The organism is Streptomyces sp. NPDC051677 (genome assembly GCF_044453465.1).
GTDB lineage: Bacteria > Actinomycetota > Actinomycetes > Streptomycetales > Streptomycetaceae > Streptomyces.
In genome coordinates, this window is sequence record NZ_JBITCT010000026.1 from 98,246 (window position 1) to 114,765 (window position 16,520).

Annotated in this window: 15 protein-coding genes and 1 pseudogene; 1 reads left to right on the forward strand and 15 read right to left on the reverse strand. The window is 71.7% G+C overall.

Annotation, left to right across the window (positions count from 1 at the left end):
- Positions 1-227: 227 nt before the first annotated feature.
- From ACIBAF_RS28120 to ACIBAF_RS28165, 10 genes and pseudogenes are all read right to left on the reverse strand, one after another.
- Positions 228-437: a hypothetical protein gene (locus ACIBAF_RS28120; RefSeq protein WP_399466665.1), complete on the reverse strand. Its 210-nt coding sequence runs from the start codon at positions 435-437 to the stop codon at positions 228-230.
- Between the two features lie 197 nt (positions 438-634).
- A complete protein-coding gene (locus tag ACIBAF_RS28125; RefSeq protein WP_399466666.1) occupies positions 635-1,237 on the reverse strand; it encodes a hypothetical protein in 603 nt (200 codons plus the stop codon).
- Between the two features lie 35 nt (positions 1,238-1,272).
- Positions 1,273-1,848 carry a GNAT family N-acetyltransferase gene (locus ACIBAF_RS28130; protein ID WP_399466667.1) on the reverse strand — a complete coding sequence of 192 codons (576 nt, stop codon included), beginning with the start codon at positions 1,846-1,848 and terminating at the stop codon, positions 1,273-1,275.
- Positions 1,826-4,054 (reverse strand): MMPL family transporter, encoded by a 2,229-nt coding sequence (locus ACIBAF_RS28135; protein WP_399466669.1) that lies wholly within the window; start codon positions 4,052-4,054, stop codon positions 1,826-1,828. Before ACIBAF_RS28135 ends, ACIBAF_RS28130 begins: the two co-directional genes overlap by 23 nt.
- Before the next feature lie 246 nt (positions 4,055-4,300).
- The gene (locus ACIBAF_RS28140) at positions 4,301-4,612 is read right to left on the reverse strand and encodes a hypothetical protein (protein ID WP_399466671.1); all 312 of its coding nucleotides are present in this window, start codon (positions 4,610-4,612) and stop codon (positions 4,301-4,303) included.
- 106 nt (positions 4,613-4,718) lie between these two features.
- Entirely contained in the window at positions 4,719-6,233 is a 1,515-nt protein-coding gene (gatB, locus tag ACIBAF_RS28145) for an Asp-tRNA(Asn)/Glu-tRNA(Gln) amidotransferase subunit GatB (RefSeq protein ID WP_399466672.1), read from the reverse strand.
- A 15-nt stretch (positions 6,234-6,248) separates the two neighbouring features.
- Positions 6,249-6,488 carry a hypothetical protein gene (locus ACIBAF_RS28150; protein ID WP_334577036.1) on the reverse strand — a complete coding sequence of 80 codons (240 nt, stop codon included), beginning with the start codon at positions 6,486-6,488 and terminating at the stop codon, positions 6,249-6,251.
- On the reverse strand, positions 6,485-7,987 hold the full coding sequence (gene gatA / locus ACIBAF_RS28155; RefSeq protein ID WP_399466674.1) for an Asp-tRNA(Asn)/Glu-tRNA(Gln) amidotransferase subunit GatA: 1,503 nt from the start codon (positions 7,985-7,987) through the stop codon (positions 6,485-6,487). The genes ACIBAF_RS28150 and gatA overlap by 4 nt, the downstream gene beginning before the upstream one ends.
- 5 nt (positions 7,988-7,992) lie before the next feature.
- Positions 7,993-8,289: an Asp-tRNA(Asn)/Glu-tRNA(Gln) amidotransferase subunit GatC gene (gene gatC, locus ACIBAF_RS28160; RefSeq protein ID WP_007384860.1), complete on the reverse strand. Its 297-nt coding sequence runs from the start codon at positions 8,287-8,289 to the stop codon at positions 7,993-7,995.
- Positions 8,290-8,405: 116 nt separating this feature from the next.
- A pseudogene (locus tag ACIBAF_RS28165) lies at positions 8,406-8,635 on the reverse strand (DUF4267 domain-containing protein); the annotation flags it as partial.
- A gap of 480 nt (positions 8,636-9,115) precedes the next feature.
- Here ACIBAF_RS28165 and ACIBAF_RS28170 point away from each other — a divergent pair.
- Positions 9,116-9,328 (forward strand): hypothetical protein, encoded by a 213-nt coding sequence (locus tag ACIBAF_RS28170; RefSeq protein ID WP_399466676.1) that lies wholly within the window; start codon positions 9,116-9,118, stop codon positions 9,326-9,328.
- Between the two features lie 22 nt (positions 9,329-9,350).
- Here the strand turns inward: ACIBAF_RS28170 and ACIBAF_RS28175 are convergent, their stop codons facing one another.
- The 5 genes from ACIBAF_RS28175 to ACIBAF_RS28195 form a co-directional block, all read right to left on the reverse strand.
- Complete coding sequence (locus ACIBAF_RS28175) at positions 9,351-11,618, reverse strand: putative bifunctional diguanylate cyclase/phosphodiesterase (RefSeq protein WP_399466678.1); 2,268 nt, start codon at positions 11,616-11,618, stop codon at positions 9,351-9,353.
- Positions 11,619-11,899: 281 nt separating this feature from the next.
- Positions 11,900-14,092: an NAD-dependent DNA ligase LigA gene (gene ligA, locus ACIBAF_RS28180; RefSeq protein WP_399466680.1), complete on the reverse strand. Its 2,193-nt coding sequence runs from the start codon at positions 14,090-14,092 to the stop codon at positions 11,900-11,902.
- 15 nt (positions 14,093-14,107) lie between these two features.
- Positions 14,108-15,115, reverse strand: a complete 1,008-nt coding sequence (locus ACIBAF_RS28185; RefSeq protein WP_399466682.1) for a methionine synthase — start codon at positions 15,113-15,115, stop codon at positions 14,108-14,110.
- 141 nt (positions 15,116-15,256) lie between these two features.
- Positions 15,257-15,955 (reverse strand): SDR family oxidoreductase, encoded by a 699-nt coding sequence (locus ACIBAF_RS28190; protein WP_399466683.1) that lies wholly within the window; start codon positions 15,953-15,955, stop codon positions 15,257-15,259.
- Positions 15,956-15,973: 18 nt separating this feature from the next.
- On the reverse strand, positions 15,974-16,513 hold the full coding sequence (locus ACIBAF_RS28195) for a TIGR00730 family Rossman fold protein (RefSeq protein WP_399466684.1): 540 nt from the start codon (positions 16,511-16,513) through the stop codon (positions 15,974-15,976).
- Between the last annotated feature and the right edge of the window lie 7 nt (positions 16,514-16,520).

Consider the following 16,520-nt stretch of genomic DNA (forward strand, 5'->3'; position numbering starts at 1 on the left):
CGGGGGCCCGCCCGACAGCACCGGAGACCCGGTGGGCGAGGCCGGAGGACCGGTGGGCGGCGTCGGAGGCACGGCGGACGACGCCGGAGAACCGGTGCGCGGGGCCGGAGACCCGGCGGACGGCACCGGAGGGTCGGTGGGTGGGGTCGGAGGGTTGGTGGGGGGCGGTGGGGATTTGGGGGGAGGGCGGCCGACCCCCGTGCGGCCGCCCTCGGGTGCGTCGGCGGTCACGCCGGTCGGGCGAACCGGAGCCGACGCAGGAGGTGGGTATGCGACTCGCTCTCGGCGCCGCCTTCCGACCGTTCTACGGCGGCGCGTTCCGCCGCTTCCCGGCGGGCGGCGCGACGGCCGCGGACGGCCTCGCGGGCCAGCCGCTCGTGTGCGGCCCGGCGGAGCAGTTCGGCGGAACGGGCCTGGTGGAGTTCGTGCTCGTACATGGTGGAAGTCCCCTTGGAAGGTGGTTTTCGGCTTCGCTTGTTGCGATGCCTCCACCTTCGTCTCCCAGAGGGGTGCGCCACATCGGGAGAGTTCCGCATCTTCGGCGGCGGGGGGCGCCTTAGACGCGCCTGAGGGGCCTCAGGTCGGCCGTAAGGTGCTTACGGTCGGCCTAAGACCCCTCGTGACGTGCGGGGACTCAGCCTGCGGAGGGCAGGCCGAGCAGTGCGTCGGTGTACTTCAGGACGGCCAGGAGCAGGCCGATGACGCCGAGCGCGACGCCGGCCCAGGAGACCGACTTGATCCAGGCCGCCTGCGGACGGGCGGGGCTGCCGAAGGCCGGGCGGGCCAGCACGACGACGCCGACGACCAGCGCGGTCAGCGCGAACAGGCCGGCCCACAGGGCGGTGGTCTGCCAAGGGTCGCCGTAGGTGTCCTTGAGCTGAACGGCGACGCTGGGGGTCCCGCTCGACGAGCTCTCCATCTGGCCCAAAATGGATTCGCGTTGGGCGGCGACCGTGCCGATCCAGCTGCCGGTGAGGGAGACGAAGCCGAGCGCGGCGGAGACGACGGCGCCCGCGCCCTGGCCGACGCCGACGGAGGCGTCCGCGGCTGCCGCACCGTCCTCGGCGAGGAACTCCTCGGCGTCGTCGGCGTCCTCCTCGGCGCCCGGCGCCTCTGCGGTCACCTCGTCCGTGGCGTCGGTCTTGGTGACGTCCACCTTCTCCTCGTCGGTCTTCGTCTCGGCGCCGGTCTCGGCACCGGTCTCGGCGCCGGCCTCGTCAGCAGTCTTGGTTCCCATACCTCGCACCGTACGGACGCTCTCTGAGAGGTCCCTTAATGATCGTTGTGAGCGCCGCGCGCGCGTGCGTCGCGCCACTCCTGGGCCAGCACGGACCACACTTCGAGGTCGTGCCGCACCCCACGATAGGGGTAGGCCTGCCGGCGCACGCCGTCGCGGGTCATCCCCAGCCGCCGGGCGACGTTCAGGCTGGGGGTGTTCCCCGCGGACGCGACCCACTCGATCCGCTCGACGCCGCGCTGGTCCACGGCGAAGTCGATCAGCACCCGGATGCCCCGGGTGATCAGTCCGCGCCCGGTGGCGGCGGGCTCCAGCCAGCAGCCGACCTCGCAGTTCGCGGCCTCGGCGTCGAAGTTGAGGAAGAGCACCCCGCCGACGAGCGTGCCGTCCAGCCAGATGCCGTGCAGGGAGCCGGTGTCGGCGGCGCGCATGTCGGCGTACCGCTGGAGCACCTCGCGCGCGCCGGCCACGTCCTCGGCCTTCGAGCCGAAGGGGACGTACTGGTTGATGAACTCCCGGCCGCGCTCCAGGTGCGCCAGGAACTCCTCGGCGTGCCAGAGCTCCAGGGGGCGCAGTTCGGCTCCGTCGTCACCCAGCGATATCGCGTACATCCGGCCGCGGCTCCTTCTCCAGTTCCTCCATTGCCTCCGCGAGCCTCTCATGGGCCGCGCGGCACTCGGGCGGTTCGATGCTGATCCGCGGCAGCCGGTCGTCGAGCCAGCGGGGCAGCCACCAGTTGGCGCCGCCGAGCAGGTGCATGAGGGCGGGCACGAGCAGGGTCCGCAGGACGAAGGCGTCGAGGGCGACGGCGGCGGCGAGCGCGATGCCGAACATGGCGATCACCCGGTCGCCGCTGAGGACGAAGGCGAGGAAGACCGAGATCATGATGACCGCGGCGGAGTTGATCACCCGACTGGTCTCGGCCAGGCCCACGCGGACGGCGCGCCGGTTGTCGCCGGTCTCCAGCCACTCCTCGTACATCCGGCTGACCAGGAAGACCTGGTAGTCCATGGAGAGGCCGAAGAGGACCGACACCATGATGACCGGCAGGAAGGGCTCGATGGGGCCCGCGCGGCCGAGGCCCAGCAGCTCGCTCCCCCAGCCCCACTGGAACACGGCCACGACGATCCCGAACGCGGCGGCGACGGCGGCCACGTTCATCGCGGCGGCCTTCAGCGGGATGCCGACGGACCGGAAGGCCAGCAGAAGCAGCAGACAGCCCAGGCCTATGACGACGCCCACGAACAGCGGCAGTTTGCCGACGATGACGTCCGCGAAGTCGTCGTAGCCCGCCGTCACGCCCCCCACCTGCACGTCGAGGGAGGTGCCGGCCTCGGCCCGGGGCAGCACCTCGGTGCGCAGCCGGTCGACGAGCTCGCTGGTGTGCTGCGACTGCGGGGAGGACTCCGGCACGACCGTGAGGTAGGCGGTGTGTCCGCCCGAGTCGTAGGTCACCGGCGTCACCGACGCGACGCCCTCGGTGGTGCGCAGGGCGGCGTCGAGGTTGTCCAGGGCGAGCTTGTCCTCGGCGCCGTCGACACGGGTCACCAGGGTCAGCGGGCCGTTGACGCCCGCCCCGAAGCCGTCGGCGAGGAGGTCGTAGGCCTGGCGGGTGGTGGCCGACTTCGGGGCGTTGCCCTGGTCGGAGGTGCCCAGGCGGAGGGCGAAGGCGGGCAGGGCGAGGACGGCGATGACGACGAGGGCGAGCGTGCCGAGCAGCTTGGGGCACCTCTCCACGAACGCCGACCAGCGGGCGGCGAGCCCGGTCGGCAGCTCGGGTTGCGGCCCGTGCTCGGCGAGGCGGCGGCGTTCGCGTCGGCTGAGGGCGCGCATGCCGATCCAGGCCAGCAGGGAGGGCAGCAGGGTCACGGAGGCGGCGACGGTGAGCACGACGGTGAGGGAGGCGGCGATCGCCACGCCGTTGAGGAAGCTCAGTCGCAGGATCAGCATGCCGAGCAGGGCGATGCACACGGTGGCGCCCGCGAAGACGACGGCGCGCCCGGTCGTCGCCACGGCGTTGGCGGCGGCCTCGGTGACCGTGAGCCCCCGCTTCAGCCCGCGCCGGTGCCGGGTCACGATGAACAGCGCGTAGTCGATGCCGACGCCGAGCCCGATGAGCATGCCGAGCATGGGCGCGAAGTCGGCGACGGTCATGGCGTGTCCGAGGAGCACGATCCCGGCGTACGCGGTGCCGACGCCGACCAGGGCGGTGGCGATGGGCAGCAGCGAGGCGGCGAGCGAGCCGAAGGCCAGGAACAGCACGGCCGCGGCGACGACCACGCCGACGACCTCGGCGAGATGCCCGCCGGAGGACTCGGTCAGCGCGATCGCGCTGCCGCCCAGCTCGACCTGGAGCCCGTCGTTCCCGGCGGCCTCGGCGGTGTCGACGACGGCCTGCGCCTCGCCGCGGTCGATGTCCTCGGCGCGGTCCTCGAAGACGACGGTGGCGTACGCCGTGTGCCCGTCCTTGCTGATCTGTGCCCTGCCCTGGTCGTCGTAGGGGCCGGCGACGGAGGCCACGCCGGGCAGGTCGGCGATCTGCTCCAGCGTGCGGGTCATGGTCTGCTCGACGTCGGCGGCGCGGACGGTGCCCGAGTCGGTGCGCCAGACGACGGTGTCGCTGTCCCCGCCGAGATCCGGGAAGCCCTCCGCGAGCAGCTGTGTGGCGCGGCCCGACTCGGTGCCGGGGACCTCGTAGTCGTTGGAGTAGGCGGAGCCGGTGAGGACGGCGGCGGTGGCCGTGCCGCCGAGGACGAGGAGCCAGAGCAGGGTCGTGACGAGGCGGTTGCGTACACACCAACGTGCAAGGGCTGCCACCGACGCGCTCCCGGGGGTGAATTGTGGATCTTTGACCGGGAACAGTCGTGAACAGTCGTGCTTGACCTGAACAGCCCGCAAAGAACGTATGAGCAATGCGTGGACACTCTCGCAGGCGATGAAGATCGTTTGAGGCGTTCGTGCGTCATTTCACCGGAGTGGGAGGCAGATCACAGGACAATAACGGCCGCGGTGTCAGGGCACGTCGGGCACGTGTCACCGTCGGGCGGGTCCGCGCCGGGCGAGTCAGTCCGACTGGTCGCCGAACGCCATCACCATCACCCCGGCGATCAGCAGCCACAGCGCGCGCCGGGTACGGCCGCGGGAGCCCAGGAGGGCCGCGAGGGCGCAGACGGCGGCGCCGAGGGCGTAGGCCGCCGGGACGAGGGCCGGGGCGGAGCCGGTGAGACGCAGGAGGGACGCGGCGAGGCCGGCGAGGGTGAGCAGTGCTCCGGCGCCGGTCGCCGTCCAGCGGGCCCGGCGGGCGTCCTCGGTGCCGTACTCCTCGTCCGGGTCCTCTATGTCGCTGTGGGGTTCGGAGTCGGTTCGTGCACTCATGGCGGGGGAGCGTAGCGCGTCGGACCGAGAACGCGAGCAGGGGTGCACCGTTTTGCGGTGCACCCCTGGGGGAATCTCGCGCGACTCGGGCGGGAGTCGGCGGGACTCAGCCCTCGCTGACGCCCAGCTGCTGAAGGATCAGCTCCTTGACGCGGGCCGCGTCGGCCTGACCGCGCGTGGCCTTCATCACCGCGCCGACCAGGGCGCCGACCGCGGCCACCTTGCCGCCGCGGATCTTGTCGGCGATGCCCGGGTTGCCGGCGATGGCCTCCTCGACGGCGGCGGTGAGCGCGCCCTCGTCGGAGACGACCTTCAGACCGCGCTTCTCGACGACCTCGTCCGGGGCGCCCTCGCCCGCGAGGACGCCCTCGATGACCTGACGGGCCAGCTTGTCGTTCAGGTCGCCGGACGACACGAGCTGGGCGACCCGCGCGACCTGGTCGGGCGTGATGGCCAGCTCGTCCAGGGACTTCGCGGACTCGTTGGCGCTGCGCGCCAGTTCGCCCATCCACCACTTGCGGGCGGAGGCCGAGTCGGCGCCGGCGTCGATCGTGGCGACGATCAGGTCCAGCGCACCGGCGTTGAGGATCGACTGCATGTCGGTGGCGGAGATGCCCCACTCGGCGAGCAGCCGGCCCCGGCGGACCAGCGGCAGCTCCGGCAGCCCGGCGCGGATCTCCTCGACCCACTCACGGGACGGGGCGACCGGGACGAGGTCGGGCTCCGGGAAGTACCGGTAGTCCTCGGCCTCCTCCTTCACGCGGCCCGAGGTCGTCGACCCGGTGTCCTCGTGGAAGTGGCGGGTCTCCTGGATGATCGTGCCGCCGGACGACAGCACGGCCGCGTGCCGCTGGATCTCGAAGCGGGCCGCACGCTCCACGGACCGCAGCGAGTTGACGTTCTTCGTCTCCGAGCGCGTACCGAACTTCTCGGTGCCGTTCGGGCGCAGCGACAGGTTCACGTCGCAGCGCATCTGGCCCATCTCCATGCGGGCCTCGGAGACGCCGAGCGCCTTGATGAGCTCGCGCAGCTCACGGACGTAGGCCTTGGCGACCTCGGGAGCACGCTCGCCCGCGCCCTCGATCGGCTTGGTGACGATCTCGATGAGCGGGATGCCGGCGCGGTTGTAGTCCAGCAGGGAGTGGGACGCGCCGTGGATGCGGCCGGTGGCGCCGCCGACGTGCGTCGACTTGCCGGTGTCCTCCTCCATGTGGGCGCGCTCGATCTCCACGCGGAAGGTCTCGCCGTCCTCCAGCTGGACGTCGAGGTAGCCGTTGAAGGCGATCGGCTCGTCGTACTGGGAGGTCTGGAAGTTTTTCGGCATGTCCGGATAGAAGTAGTTCTTCCGGGCGAAACGGCACCACTCGGCGATCTCGCAGTTCAGTGCGAGACCGATCTTGATCGCGGACTCGACGCCGATCGCGTTGACGACCGGGAGCGCGCCGGGCAGGCCGAGGCAGGTGGGGCAGGTCTGCGTGTTGGCGTCCTGACCGAGTTCGGTCGAACAGCCGCAGAACATCTTCGTCTTGGTGCCGAGTTCGACATGGACCTCAAGGCCCATGACGGGGTCGTACGACGCCAGCGCGTCCTCGTACGACACCAGGTCGATCGTGGTGGTCACGGTGAAACTTCCCTCTCAGCCCAGCAGGACGTCGTCGTCGCCCAGCCGCTTCAGCTCGCGGTACAGGATGGCCAGGCCGGTGATGATCGCGACCCCGGTCACGGTGGCGTCGATCAGCCGCAGCGTGTCGTTCTCGGCGCGGGCCTTCTTGATCTGCTTGGCCACGCCGAACGCGCCGAAGGCCGTGCCGGCCATGGACAGGTACGTACCGGACTTGGACTTCTTGAAGCCCTTGGCCTTGTTCAGTGCACTCACAGCGACGGAGCCTCCTCGAGGAGCGGGTGACCCCACCTTTCCACGAACGCTGCCTCGACGGCGGCGCCGACCTTGTAAAGCCGGTCGTCCTTCAGCGCCGGGGCGATGATCTGAAGGCCCACCGGGAGGTTGTCCTCCGGGGCGAGACCGCAGGGCAGCGACATGGCGGCGTTGCCCGCCAGGTTGGTCGGGATGGTGCACAGGTCGGCCAGGTACATCGCCATCGGGTCGTCGGCACGCTCGCCGATCGCGAAGGCGGTGGTGGGGGTCGTCGGCGAGACGATGACGTCCACCTGCTCGAAGGCCTTCTCGAAGTCCCGCGTGATGAGCGTGCGGACCTTCTGGGCGGAGCCGTAGTAGGCGTCGTAGTAGCCCGAGCTGAGCGCGTACGTGCCGAGCATGATGCGGCGCTTCACCTCGGGGCCGAAGCCCGCCTCACGGGTGAGGGAGGTGACGGCCTCGGCCGAGTGGCTGCCGTCGTCGCCGCTGCGCAGGCCGTAGCGCAGGCCGTCGAAGCGGGCCAGGTTGGACGAGCACTCGGACGGCGCGATCAGGTAGTACGCCGACAGGGCCAGGTCGAAGGACGGACAGTCCAGCTCGACGATCTCGGCGCCCAGTTCCTTCAGCAGCGCGACGGACTCGTCGAACCGCTGGATGACGCCGGCCTGGTAGCCCTCACCGCGGAACTGCTTGACGACGCCGACGCGCATGCCCTCGACGCTGCCGTTGCGGGCGGCCTCGACGACCGGCGGGACGGGCGCGTCGATGGAGGTGGAGTCCAGCGGGTCGTGCCCGGCGATGACCTCGTGCAGCAGCGCCGCGTCCAGGACCGTACGCGCGCAGGGCCCGCCCTGGTCGAGGGAGGAGGAGAAGGCGACCATGCCGTAGCGCGAGACCGCACCGTACGTCGGCTTCACGCCGACCGTGCCGGTGACGGCGGCCGGCTGGCGGATGGAGCCGCCGGTGTCGGTGCCGATGGCGAGGGGCGCCTGGTAGGAGGCGAGGGCGGCGGAGGAGCCGCCGCCGGAGCCGCCGGGGATCTTGGTGAGGTCCCACGGGTTGCCGGTCGGGCCGTAGGCGCTGTTCTCGGTGGAGGACCCCATGGCGAACTCGTCCATGTTGGTCTTGCCGAGGATGACGACGTCGGCGGCCTTCAGCCGCTTGGTGAGCGTCGCGTCGTACGGCGGGATCCAGCCCTCGAGGATCTTCGAGCCGACGGTCGTCGGGATGCCCTCGGTGGTGAAGATGTCCTTGAGTGCGAGCGGGACGCCGGCGAGGGGCCCGAGCTTCTCGCCGCGCTCACGCTTCTCGTCGACGGCGCGGGCCTGCGCGAGCGCGCCCTCGCGGTCGACGTGCAGGAAGGCGTGGACCTTCTCGTCGACGGCCTCGATGCGCGCCAGGTGGGCCTCGGCGACCTGGACGGCCGTGAGCTCGCCGGAGGCGATCTTCGCGGCGGTCTCGGCGGCCGTGAGCTTGATGATGTTGACGTTGTCCGTCATGGCGGTTAGTCCTCCCCCAGGATCTGCGGCACCTTGAAACGCTGCTGCTCCTGGGCCGGGGCGCCGGAGAGCGCCTGCTCGGGGGTGAGCGACGGACGGACCTCGTCCGCCCGCATGACGTTCGTCAGCGGGAGCGGGTGCGAGGTCGGCGGTACGTCTTGGTCGGCGACCTCACTGACGCGGGCGACCGCGCCGATGATGTCGTCCAGCTGTCCCGCGAAGTGTTCGAGCTCTTCGGGCTTCAGCTCCAGACGCGCCAGCCGGGCGAGGTGGGCGACCTCCTCGCGCGTGATGCCAGGCATGCAGCGTTCCTCTGGGGTGGAGTGAGTGTGTGGTTTGGGCCCAATCCTAGGGGGCGGTGCGACATGCCCGTGAAACGGTTTGCCCCGCGGACGATCGTGAGACCGGCCGGGTCCCGTCAAACGGCGAAGAGCAGTGCGGCGGTGACGAGCACGACACGGCCGTGGCGAAGTGGATTTTGAAGGCGACGGCCTTGGCTCCGCCGTGGCGCAGGACTGTCAGGATGTCGCCGACCGGCACGATCGCCAAGCACACCGTGTACCAGGTCTCGGCGGTGGCGCCGGCGTCGCCCTCCGGCCGGGCCGGGACGCCGTGACCGGCGGCGGAGACGGGCTGGGCAAGGACGCGACCACGGCGGCGGCCGCGGCGGCGGGCCGCGCGAAACCGGCGCCGGACCTACGGGCGACACGGACGTGGGCCACGGCGGCGGGGCCCGGGGCGACGGGGCCCGGGACAGCGGAGTCCGCGGCAACAGGGCCCGGGACAACGGAGTCCGCGGCAACAGGGCCCGGGACAACGGAGTCCGCGGCAACAGGGCCCGCGGCAACAGGGCCCGGAACAACAGGGTCCGCGGCAGCGGGGCCCGGGACAACGGAGTCCGCGGCAACAGGGCCCGCGGCAACGGAGCCCGGAACAACAGGGCCCGCGGCAACAGGGCCCGGGACAGCCGAGTCCGGGACAACAGGGCCCGCGGCAACAGGGTCCGGGGCGGCGGGGTCCGGGGCGGCGTGTGCTGGGCTGGGGGGCGGTGGGCGAGGGGTACATCGCCTTCGGGCGACGCCGGCCCGCCCTGTGCGACGTGATGTTCACGCACGCCGTGGACTTCCCGTGCGCGACGCCGGAGGCCCGGCGGCGCTGCGGGAGGCCTTCGGCGACATCGCGGCGGCCGTGGCGCCGATCGCGGCGGAGGGCGACGACGTGGCTCTCCTCACGGAGACGTACTGGGCGCGCCTGTACGGGCGCGGCGGCCGCCTCCCGGAGGCCGCGCACGCCCCAGGCCCGCAGCTGCTGATCGGCCACTTCGCGGCGCAGGTGACGTGAGACCGCTGTCCGCCTGGGGCGGTCAGTCGTCGGAGGCCGCTGCCGGGAGGGCTGCCGCGGGGCGTTGCCAGCCGCGTGAGCCCCGGGCCCGCAGCCACGCCGTCGTCTCCTCGGGAGGCATCGCCGCGGCCACCAGCCAGCCCTGCACCGCGTCGCAGCCCAGGTCACGCAGGCGTTCCCAGGTCTCGTCGTCCTCGACGCCCTCGGCGACCACCAGCAGCCCCAGGGAATGCGCGAGGTCGACCGTGCAGCGCACGATCTCCGCGTCCTCGGTGTCGACGGCCAGCCGGGCCACGAAGGAGCGGTCGATCTTCAGCTCGCTGACCGGCAGTCGGCGCAGGTGCACCAGGGAGGAGTAGCCGGTGCCGAAGTCGTCCAGGGACATCTTCACGCCGTGCCCGGTCAGCCCGTTGAGGGTGGCGGCGGCGCGCTGCGGGTCCTCCAGGAGGACGTGTTCCGTTATCTCCAGTTGGAGCGCTCCCGCGGGCACTCCGTGCCGGGCCAGCCGGGCCGCCACCGAACCGGCGAAGCCCGGCGTGTGGACGTCGCGCGGGGAGACGTTGACCGCGACCGGCACGAACAGCCCCTGGGCCCGCCACCGCGCGACCTGCCCGAGCGCCGTCTCCAGCACGTACTCCGTCAGATGCGGCATCAGGCCCGACGACTCGGCGATCGCTATGAACTCGTCCGGCGGCACCTTCCCCCGCTCCGGGTGCACCCACCGGACCAGGGCCTCCAGCCCCGCCACCTGCCCGTCGAAGCGGACCTTCGGCTGGTAGTGCAGCTGCACCTCGTGCGCGTCGAGCGCGCGCCGCAGGTCGCCCAGCAGACCGAGCCGGTCGGGGGTGTTGGAGTCGCGCTTGGACTCGTACACCTCCACGCCCGTGCGGTCCCGCTTGGCCTGGTACATCGCCACGTCGGCCCGGCGCAGCAGGCCCTCCGCGTCGAGTGCGTGGTCGGGGAAGACGGCGACGCCGGCGCTGGCCTCCAGGACGAGGGTGAGCCCGTCGAGGTCGAGGGGCGAGCTGAGGTCGGAGACCAGGGCGCGGGCGATCCGCGACGCCGAGGTGGTGGAGTCGGCGACGGGCAGTAAGACGGCGAACTCGTCCCCGCCGAGCCGCGCGACCTCCGCTCCGCGCGGCAGGGCGACCCGCAGCCGCTCGGCTATCTGGAGCAGCAGCCGGTCACCGGCGAGATGCCCGAGGGTGTCGTTGACGGAACGGAAACGATCGAGGTCGATCAGCATCAGGGCGGCCCGGGCGCCGATGCGCTCGGCGTCGTCCAGCGCGGTCCAGATGCGCTCCAGGAGCCACTGGCGGTTGGGCAGCCCGGTGAGCGGGTCGCGCAGTTGCTCCTCGGCGCGGGCGCGGGCTATCCACAGGGTGGAGTCGAGGGCGAAGAGAGGGATGGCGAACAGCGGCAGCAGGATCGGCTTGGCCACGGCCACCACGCAGATCAGCGGGGCGATGCCCAGCAGGGCGACCGCGACCAGGCCCTGTCTGACCAGGGCCGTCCGGGCGACGGTGGGCAGCCCGCCGGAGCGCGGGGCGTGCAGGTACCAGAGCAGGACGCGGGTGACGGCGAGGTAGGCGACGGCCGCCAAGGCCACCTGGGGGCCGGTGTAGACCGTCCAGCTGTCGGGGGTCCAGGGGCGCTCCACGGACGGTATCCGCCCGCAGGCGGCCAGCAGCAGCGCGCCCACGCCGATGCCGAGGATGTCCACCGCGCCGTGCAGAACACCCTGCCGCCAGCGGTGGCGCCGGGCTATGCCGACCAGGACGACGACGGTGAGGCTGACCATGCCGGCGGGCAGCCAGCCGTACAGCAGAAGGACGGCGAGGGTGAGGGCGGCGCCGGAGCCGGTGCCGCCCCACCAGCGGGCGCGGCCGAGCAGAACCAGGTGGCCGACGATCACGCCGGCCAGCACGGCCAGGGCCCAGCCGACCGTGCCGGACGGGAAGAGCGCATGGTTGTCGGTGAAGGCGCGGTAGAAGCCGGCCCCGAGGGCGAACCCGGCCGCCGCGACGACGGCGGCGGGCAGCGCGGGCCAGGACAGATGCCGGTCCGATTCGGCGTCGGGCAGCCCGGGGTGCGGTGCGGCGGAGCCGCCGTAGTTCAGGGTGGGGTGCGGTGTCGCGTTGAGGGGCGCGCGCAGCGGTGCGGTGTGCGGTACGTACTCCTGCGCGCCCGGATGTCGCCCGGAGCGCGCCGTCCACCTCTCCCACCAGACACCGGCGACCCGGCGTCGGCGCACCGTTGAGTCCGGGGCGGCGCTCTCGGTCGGTTCCATTCCCGTCCCTCTCACAGCCGGCGGTGCCCACGCCACGCGGCCCGTTGCCCGACAACCCCGGGCGGCGCCGCGTTGGAAGACCCTTCCCCTTCGTTCTTCAGGGGCCCATCAGAACAAAGGGGATGCACCGACCGCAGCTGGGCACGGCAGGCGCACATATCAACAGTAGGCCGCAGAAGGCTTCCACGGGCAGCGGTCGTCGACGGTTGCCCGAATGCGCCCCGGCCACCCGTATGCATCTGGTATGCGCCGATCGGGTGGCCTTCAACCGCCACTGTTCGCTACTCCTCGATCGGAAGGGCCGCTTCGGCCGCCGCTTCGGGCCCCTGTTCCAGCAGGACGGTGAAGCCGTCCTCGTTCAGAACCGGCACCTTGAGCTGCATCGCCTTGTCGAACTTCGATCCAGGATTGTCACCCACAACGACGAACGACGTCTTCTTCGAAACAGAACCGGTCACTTTCGCTCCACGGCTCTGCAGGGCGTCCTTGGCGCCGTCACGGGTGAAGTGTTCGAGGGTGCCGGTGACGACGACCGTCAGCCCTTCGAGGGGGCGCGGGCCTTCGTCCTCTCCGGAGCCTTCCTCCTCCATGCGGACGCCCGCGGCCTTCCACTTGCGCAGGATCTCCTGGTGCCACTCCTCGGCGAACCACTCCTTGAGGGAGGCCGCGATGATGGCGCCCACCCCGTCGGTGCCCGCCAGCTCCTCCTCCGTGGCCTGCTCGATGCGCTCGATCGAGCGGAACTCGCGGGCCAGCGCCTCGGCCGCCACCGGTCCGACATGACGGATCGACAGGCCGGTGAGGATGCGCGCCAGCGGCCGCTCCTTGGCCGCCGCGATGTTCTCCAGCATGGCGAGCGCGTTCTTCTTCGGCTCGCCCTGCTGGTTGGCGAAGACCGTGGCGATCTTCTCCTCGCCGGTCTTCGGGTCCCGCTTGGGCAGCCCGCTGTCCTGGTCGAGGACGTAGGCCTTGATGGACAGCAGCCGGTCGATGGTGAGGTCGAAGAGATCGCCCTCGTCGGCCAGCGGCGGGTCCTCCGGCTCCAGCGGCTTGGTGAGGGCTGCCGCGGCCACGTACCCGAAGTGCTCGATGTCCAGCGCCTTGCGGCCTGCCAGGTAGAACAGGCGCTCGCGCAGCTGGGCGGGGCAGGTACGGGCGTTGGGGCAGCGCAGGTCGACGTCGCCCTCTTTCATCGGCCGCAGCGGCGTCTCGCACTCGGGGCACTCGGACGGCATCACGAACTCGCGCTCGCTGCCGTCGCGCAGGTCGACGACCGGGCCGAGGATCTCCGGGATCACGTCACCGGCCTTGCGCAGCACGACCGTGTCGCCGATGAGGACGCCCTTGGCCTTGACGACGTCCTGGTTGTGCAGGGTGGCGAACTCGACCTCGGACCCGGCCACGGTCACCGGCTCGACCTGGGCGTACGGCGTCACCCGGCCCGTACGGCCCACGCCCACCCGGATGTTGACGAGCCGGGTGTTGACCTCCTCCGGCGCGTACTTGTACGCGATCGCCCAGCGCGGCGCACGAGCGGTGGAGCCGAGCCGCCCCTGGAGGCGGATCTCGTCGAGTTTGACGACCACGCCGTCGATCTCGTGCTCCACCGAGTGCCGGTTCTCGCCGTAGTACGCGATGAACTGCCGTACGCCGTCGAGGTCGCCGACCACCTTGTTGTGCCGGGAGGTGGGCAGGCCCCAGGTCTTGAGGAGGTCGTAGGCCTCGGACAGGCGGGTCATGCCCTCGTAGCCCTCCAGGGCGCCGATGCCGTGCACGACCATGTGCAGCGGGCGGGAGGCGGTGACGCGCGGGTCCTTCTGGCGCAGTGAACCGGCCGCCGCGTTGCGCGGGTTGGCGAAGGGCTTGTCGCCGGCCTCGACCAGACGGGCGTTGAGCTCCTCGAACTTCTCCATCGGGAAGTAGACCTCGCCGCGGATCTCCACGAGGGACGGGACGCCGTCGCCTTCGAGGCGGTCCGGGATCTCCGCGATGGTGCGCACGTTGGGCGTGATGTCCTCGCCCGTGCGGCCGTCGCCGCGGGTCGCCGCGCGCGTGAGGCGGCCGTTCTCATACGTGAGGTTGACGGCGAGGCCGTCGACCTTGAGCTCGCACAGGAAGTGGTACGCGGAGGCGCCGACGTCCTTGTGGACGCGCTCGGCCCAGGCGGCGAGCTCCAGGTCGTCGAAGGCGTTGTCGAGCGACAGCATGCGCTCGCGGTGCTGGACGGCCGTGAAATCCGTGGCGTACGCGCCCGAGACCTTCTGGGTCGGCGAGTCGGGCGTGCGCAGCTCGGGATACTCCTCCTCCAGCGCCTCCAGGGCGCGCAGGAGCCTGTCGAACTCCGCGTCGCTGACGACGGGAGCGTCCTTCACGTAGTACCGGAAGCGGTGCTCCTCGATCTGCTCAGCGAGCTGCGCGTGCTGCTCCCGTGCCTCGGTGGGCACCGTCGTCTCCGCTTGCCTGTCGCCGGCCACCGTGTTGTCCTCCCGTTACTCTGGGTTGTCCGCGAGGGATCTCGCCGCCCGGACGCAGTGGGCGAGGGCCTGGCGGGCGTACGCGGGGGAAGCCCCCGCGAGGCCGCAGGTCGGCGTGAGCGTGACCGCCTCCGTGAGAAGCCCCGGTTGCAGCCCCAGCCTGCGCCACAGCGTCCTGACACCCATGACGCTACCGGCAGGGTCTGACAATGCGGAGTCCGTGCCGGGCACGACACCGGCGAACAGCCGGGTACCGGCTTCCACCGCCTCGCCGATCGCGTCGTCGTCACGTTCGGTGAGCAGCGAGAAGTCGAAGGAGACCGCCGCCGCACCGGCCCGGCGCAGCAGGGCGAACGGGACGTCGGGGGCGCACGAGTGGACCACGACGGGGCCGTCGCCGTGCACCCCGACGACGTCCCGGAGCGTGGCCTCCACGATCTGCCGGTCGACGGCGCGGTGGGTGCGGTAGCCGCTGGCGGTCCTGACGTGGCCGCGGAGCACGGCGGTGAGGGACGGCTCGTCGAGCTGGAGCACGAGCCGGCCGCCGGGCACCCGGCGGCGGACCTCGGCGAGGTGGTCGCGCAGGCCTTCGGCGAGGGAGCCGGCCAGGTCGCGGCAGGCGCCGGGGTCGGAGAGCACGGCCTCGCCGTTCCTCAGTTCCAGCGCGGCGGCGAGCGTCCAGGGGCCGACCGCCTGCACCTTCACCTGTCCCTCGTAGCCCTGGGTGAACTCCTCCAGCGCGTCGAGGTCCTCCCCCAGCCAGGACAGGGCCCGCCTGGTGTCCCGTCCCGGCCGGTCGCCGAGCCGCCAGCCGCTGGGCTCCACGCGCGCGTACATCTCGACGAGGAGGCCCGCGGTGCGGCCGATCATGTCGGCGCCGGGTCCTCGGGCGGGCAGTTCGGCGAGGAACGGGAAGTCCTCGAAGGACCCCGTGACGGTCTTGGCGGTCTCACGGGCGTCGCCGCCGGGCATCGAGCCGATGCCGGTGGCTCCGCCGAAGCTGAACTGAGTGCTGTTGCTCACCCCGGAAGCCTACGTAACCCTCCGGGGGCGCCGTCCCTGGAAGTCGCCGTCCCTGGGGGCTGCCGCCCCCGGACCCCCCGCTTCGGCCTGAACGGCCTCGTCCTCAAACGCCGGACGGGCTGACCTGCCCGCCCGTCGCCGTCACGTTCCCGGTCGTACCGTCAGGTCGTTGACCTCCGCGTCGCGGGGCAGGTCGAGGGCCATCAGGATCGTGGTCGCCACCGACTCCGGGTCGATCCACTTCGACGCGTCGTACTCCTTGCCCTCCTGCTGGTGGACCTTGGCCTGCATCGGGCTGGCGGTGCGGCCGGGGTAGACGGAGGTGACCCGGACGCCGTGACTGTGCTCCTCGTGGCGGAGCGAGTCGGCGAGGGCCTTCAGGCCGTGCTTGGACGCCGCGTACGCGGACCAGTCGGCGTGGGCGTTGAGGCCCGCGCCCGAGTTCACGAACACCACGTGTCCGTGTGCGGCCCGGAGTTGGGGCAGGAAGTGCCGGGTCAGCTCGGCCGGGGCGATCAGGTTGACGTTGAGCTGGTGGCGCCAGGACTTCGGGGTGAGCTCGCCGACCGGGCCGAGATCGACCACACCGGCGATGTGCAGCAGGGAGTCGACCCGGTCCGGGAGCGACTGGTGGGAGAAGGCCCAGCTCAGCTTGTCGGGATCGGCCAGGTCGCCGACGAGGGTCCGCGCGCCGGGGAACTCCGCCGCGAGTTCCTTGGCGCGGCCCGCGTCGCGCGCGTGCAGCACGAGCTCGTCCCCGCGCGCGTGCAGAGCGCGGGCGACGGCCGCGCCGATGCCGGAGCCCGCTCCGGTGATCACATGAATAGCCATGACCGCCATGCTCGCATCGGCGAGGGGCTACGCGATGCCCTCGCTCTCCTCCAGGTAGGCCAGCGCGCCCACCGGCTCCTCCGCGAAGAACACCAGGTCGGTGAGCGGGCGGGGCAGGAATCCCTCGTCCTCCATGCGCCGGAACTGCTGCTTGAGGCCGTCGTAGAAGCCCGCGGTGTTCAGCAGGACGACCGGTTTGTCGGTGTGGCCGTGCTTCTTCTGCTCCAGGATCTCGGTGGCCTCGTCGAGCGTGCCCGTGCCACCGACCATGATCACCACCGCGTCGGCCTTCTCCAGCAGCAGCCGCTTGCGCTCCGCGAGGTCCTTCGCCATGACCATCTCGTCGGCGCCCTCCCGCGCCTTGGCCGCGAGGAAGTCCACCGACACCCCGCACAGCCGGCCGCCCGCCTCCTGCACACCGTCGGCGACCACCTTCATCAGGCCGACGTCAGAGCCGCCCCACACCAGCGTGTGGCCGCCCTTGCCCAGCAGTTCGGCGAACTCGCGCGCGGGACGCGTGTAACGGTCGTCGAGGTCGGCGGCGGAGAGGAAGACACAGATACGCATGCGGCCA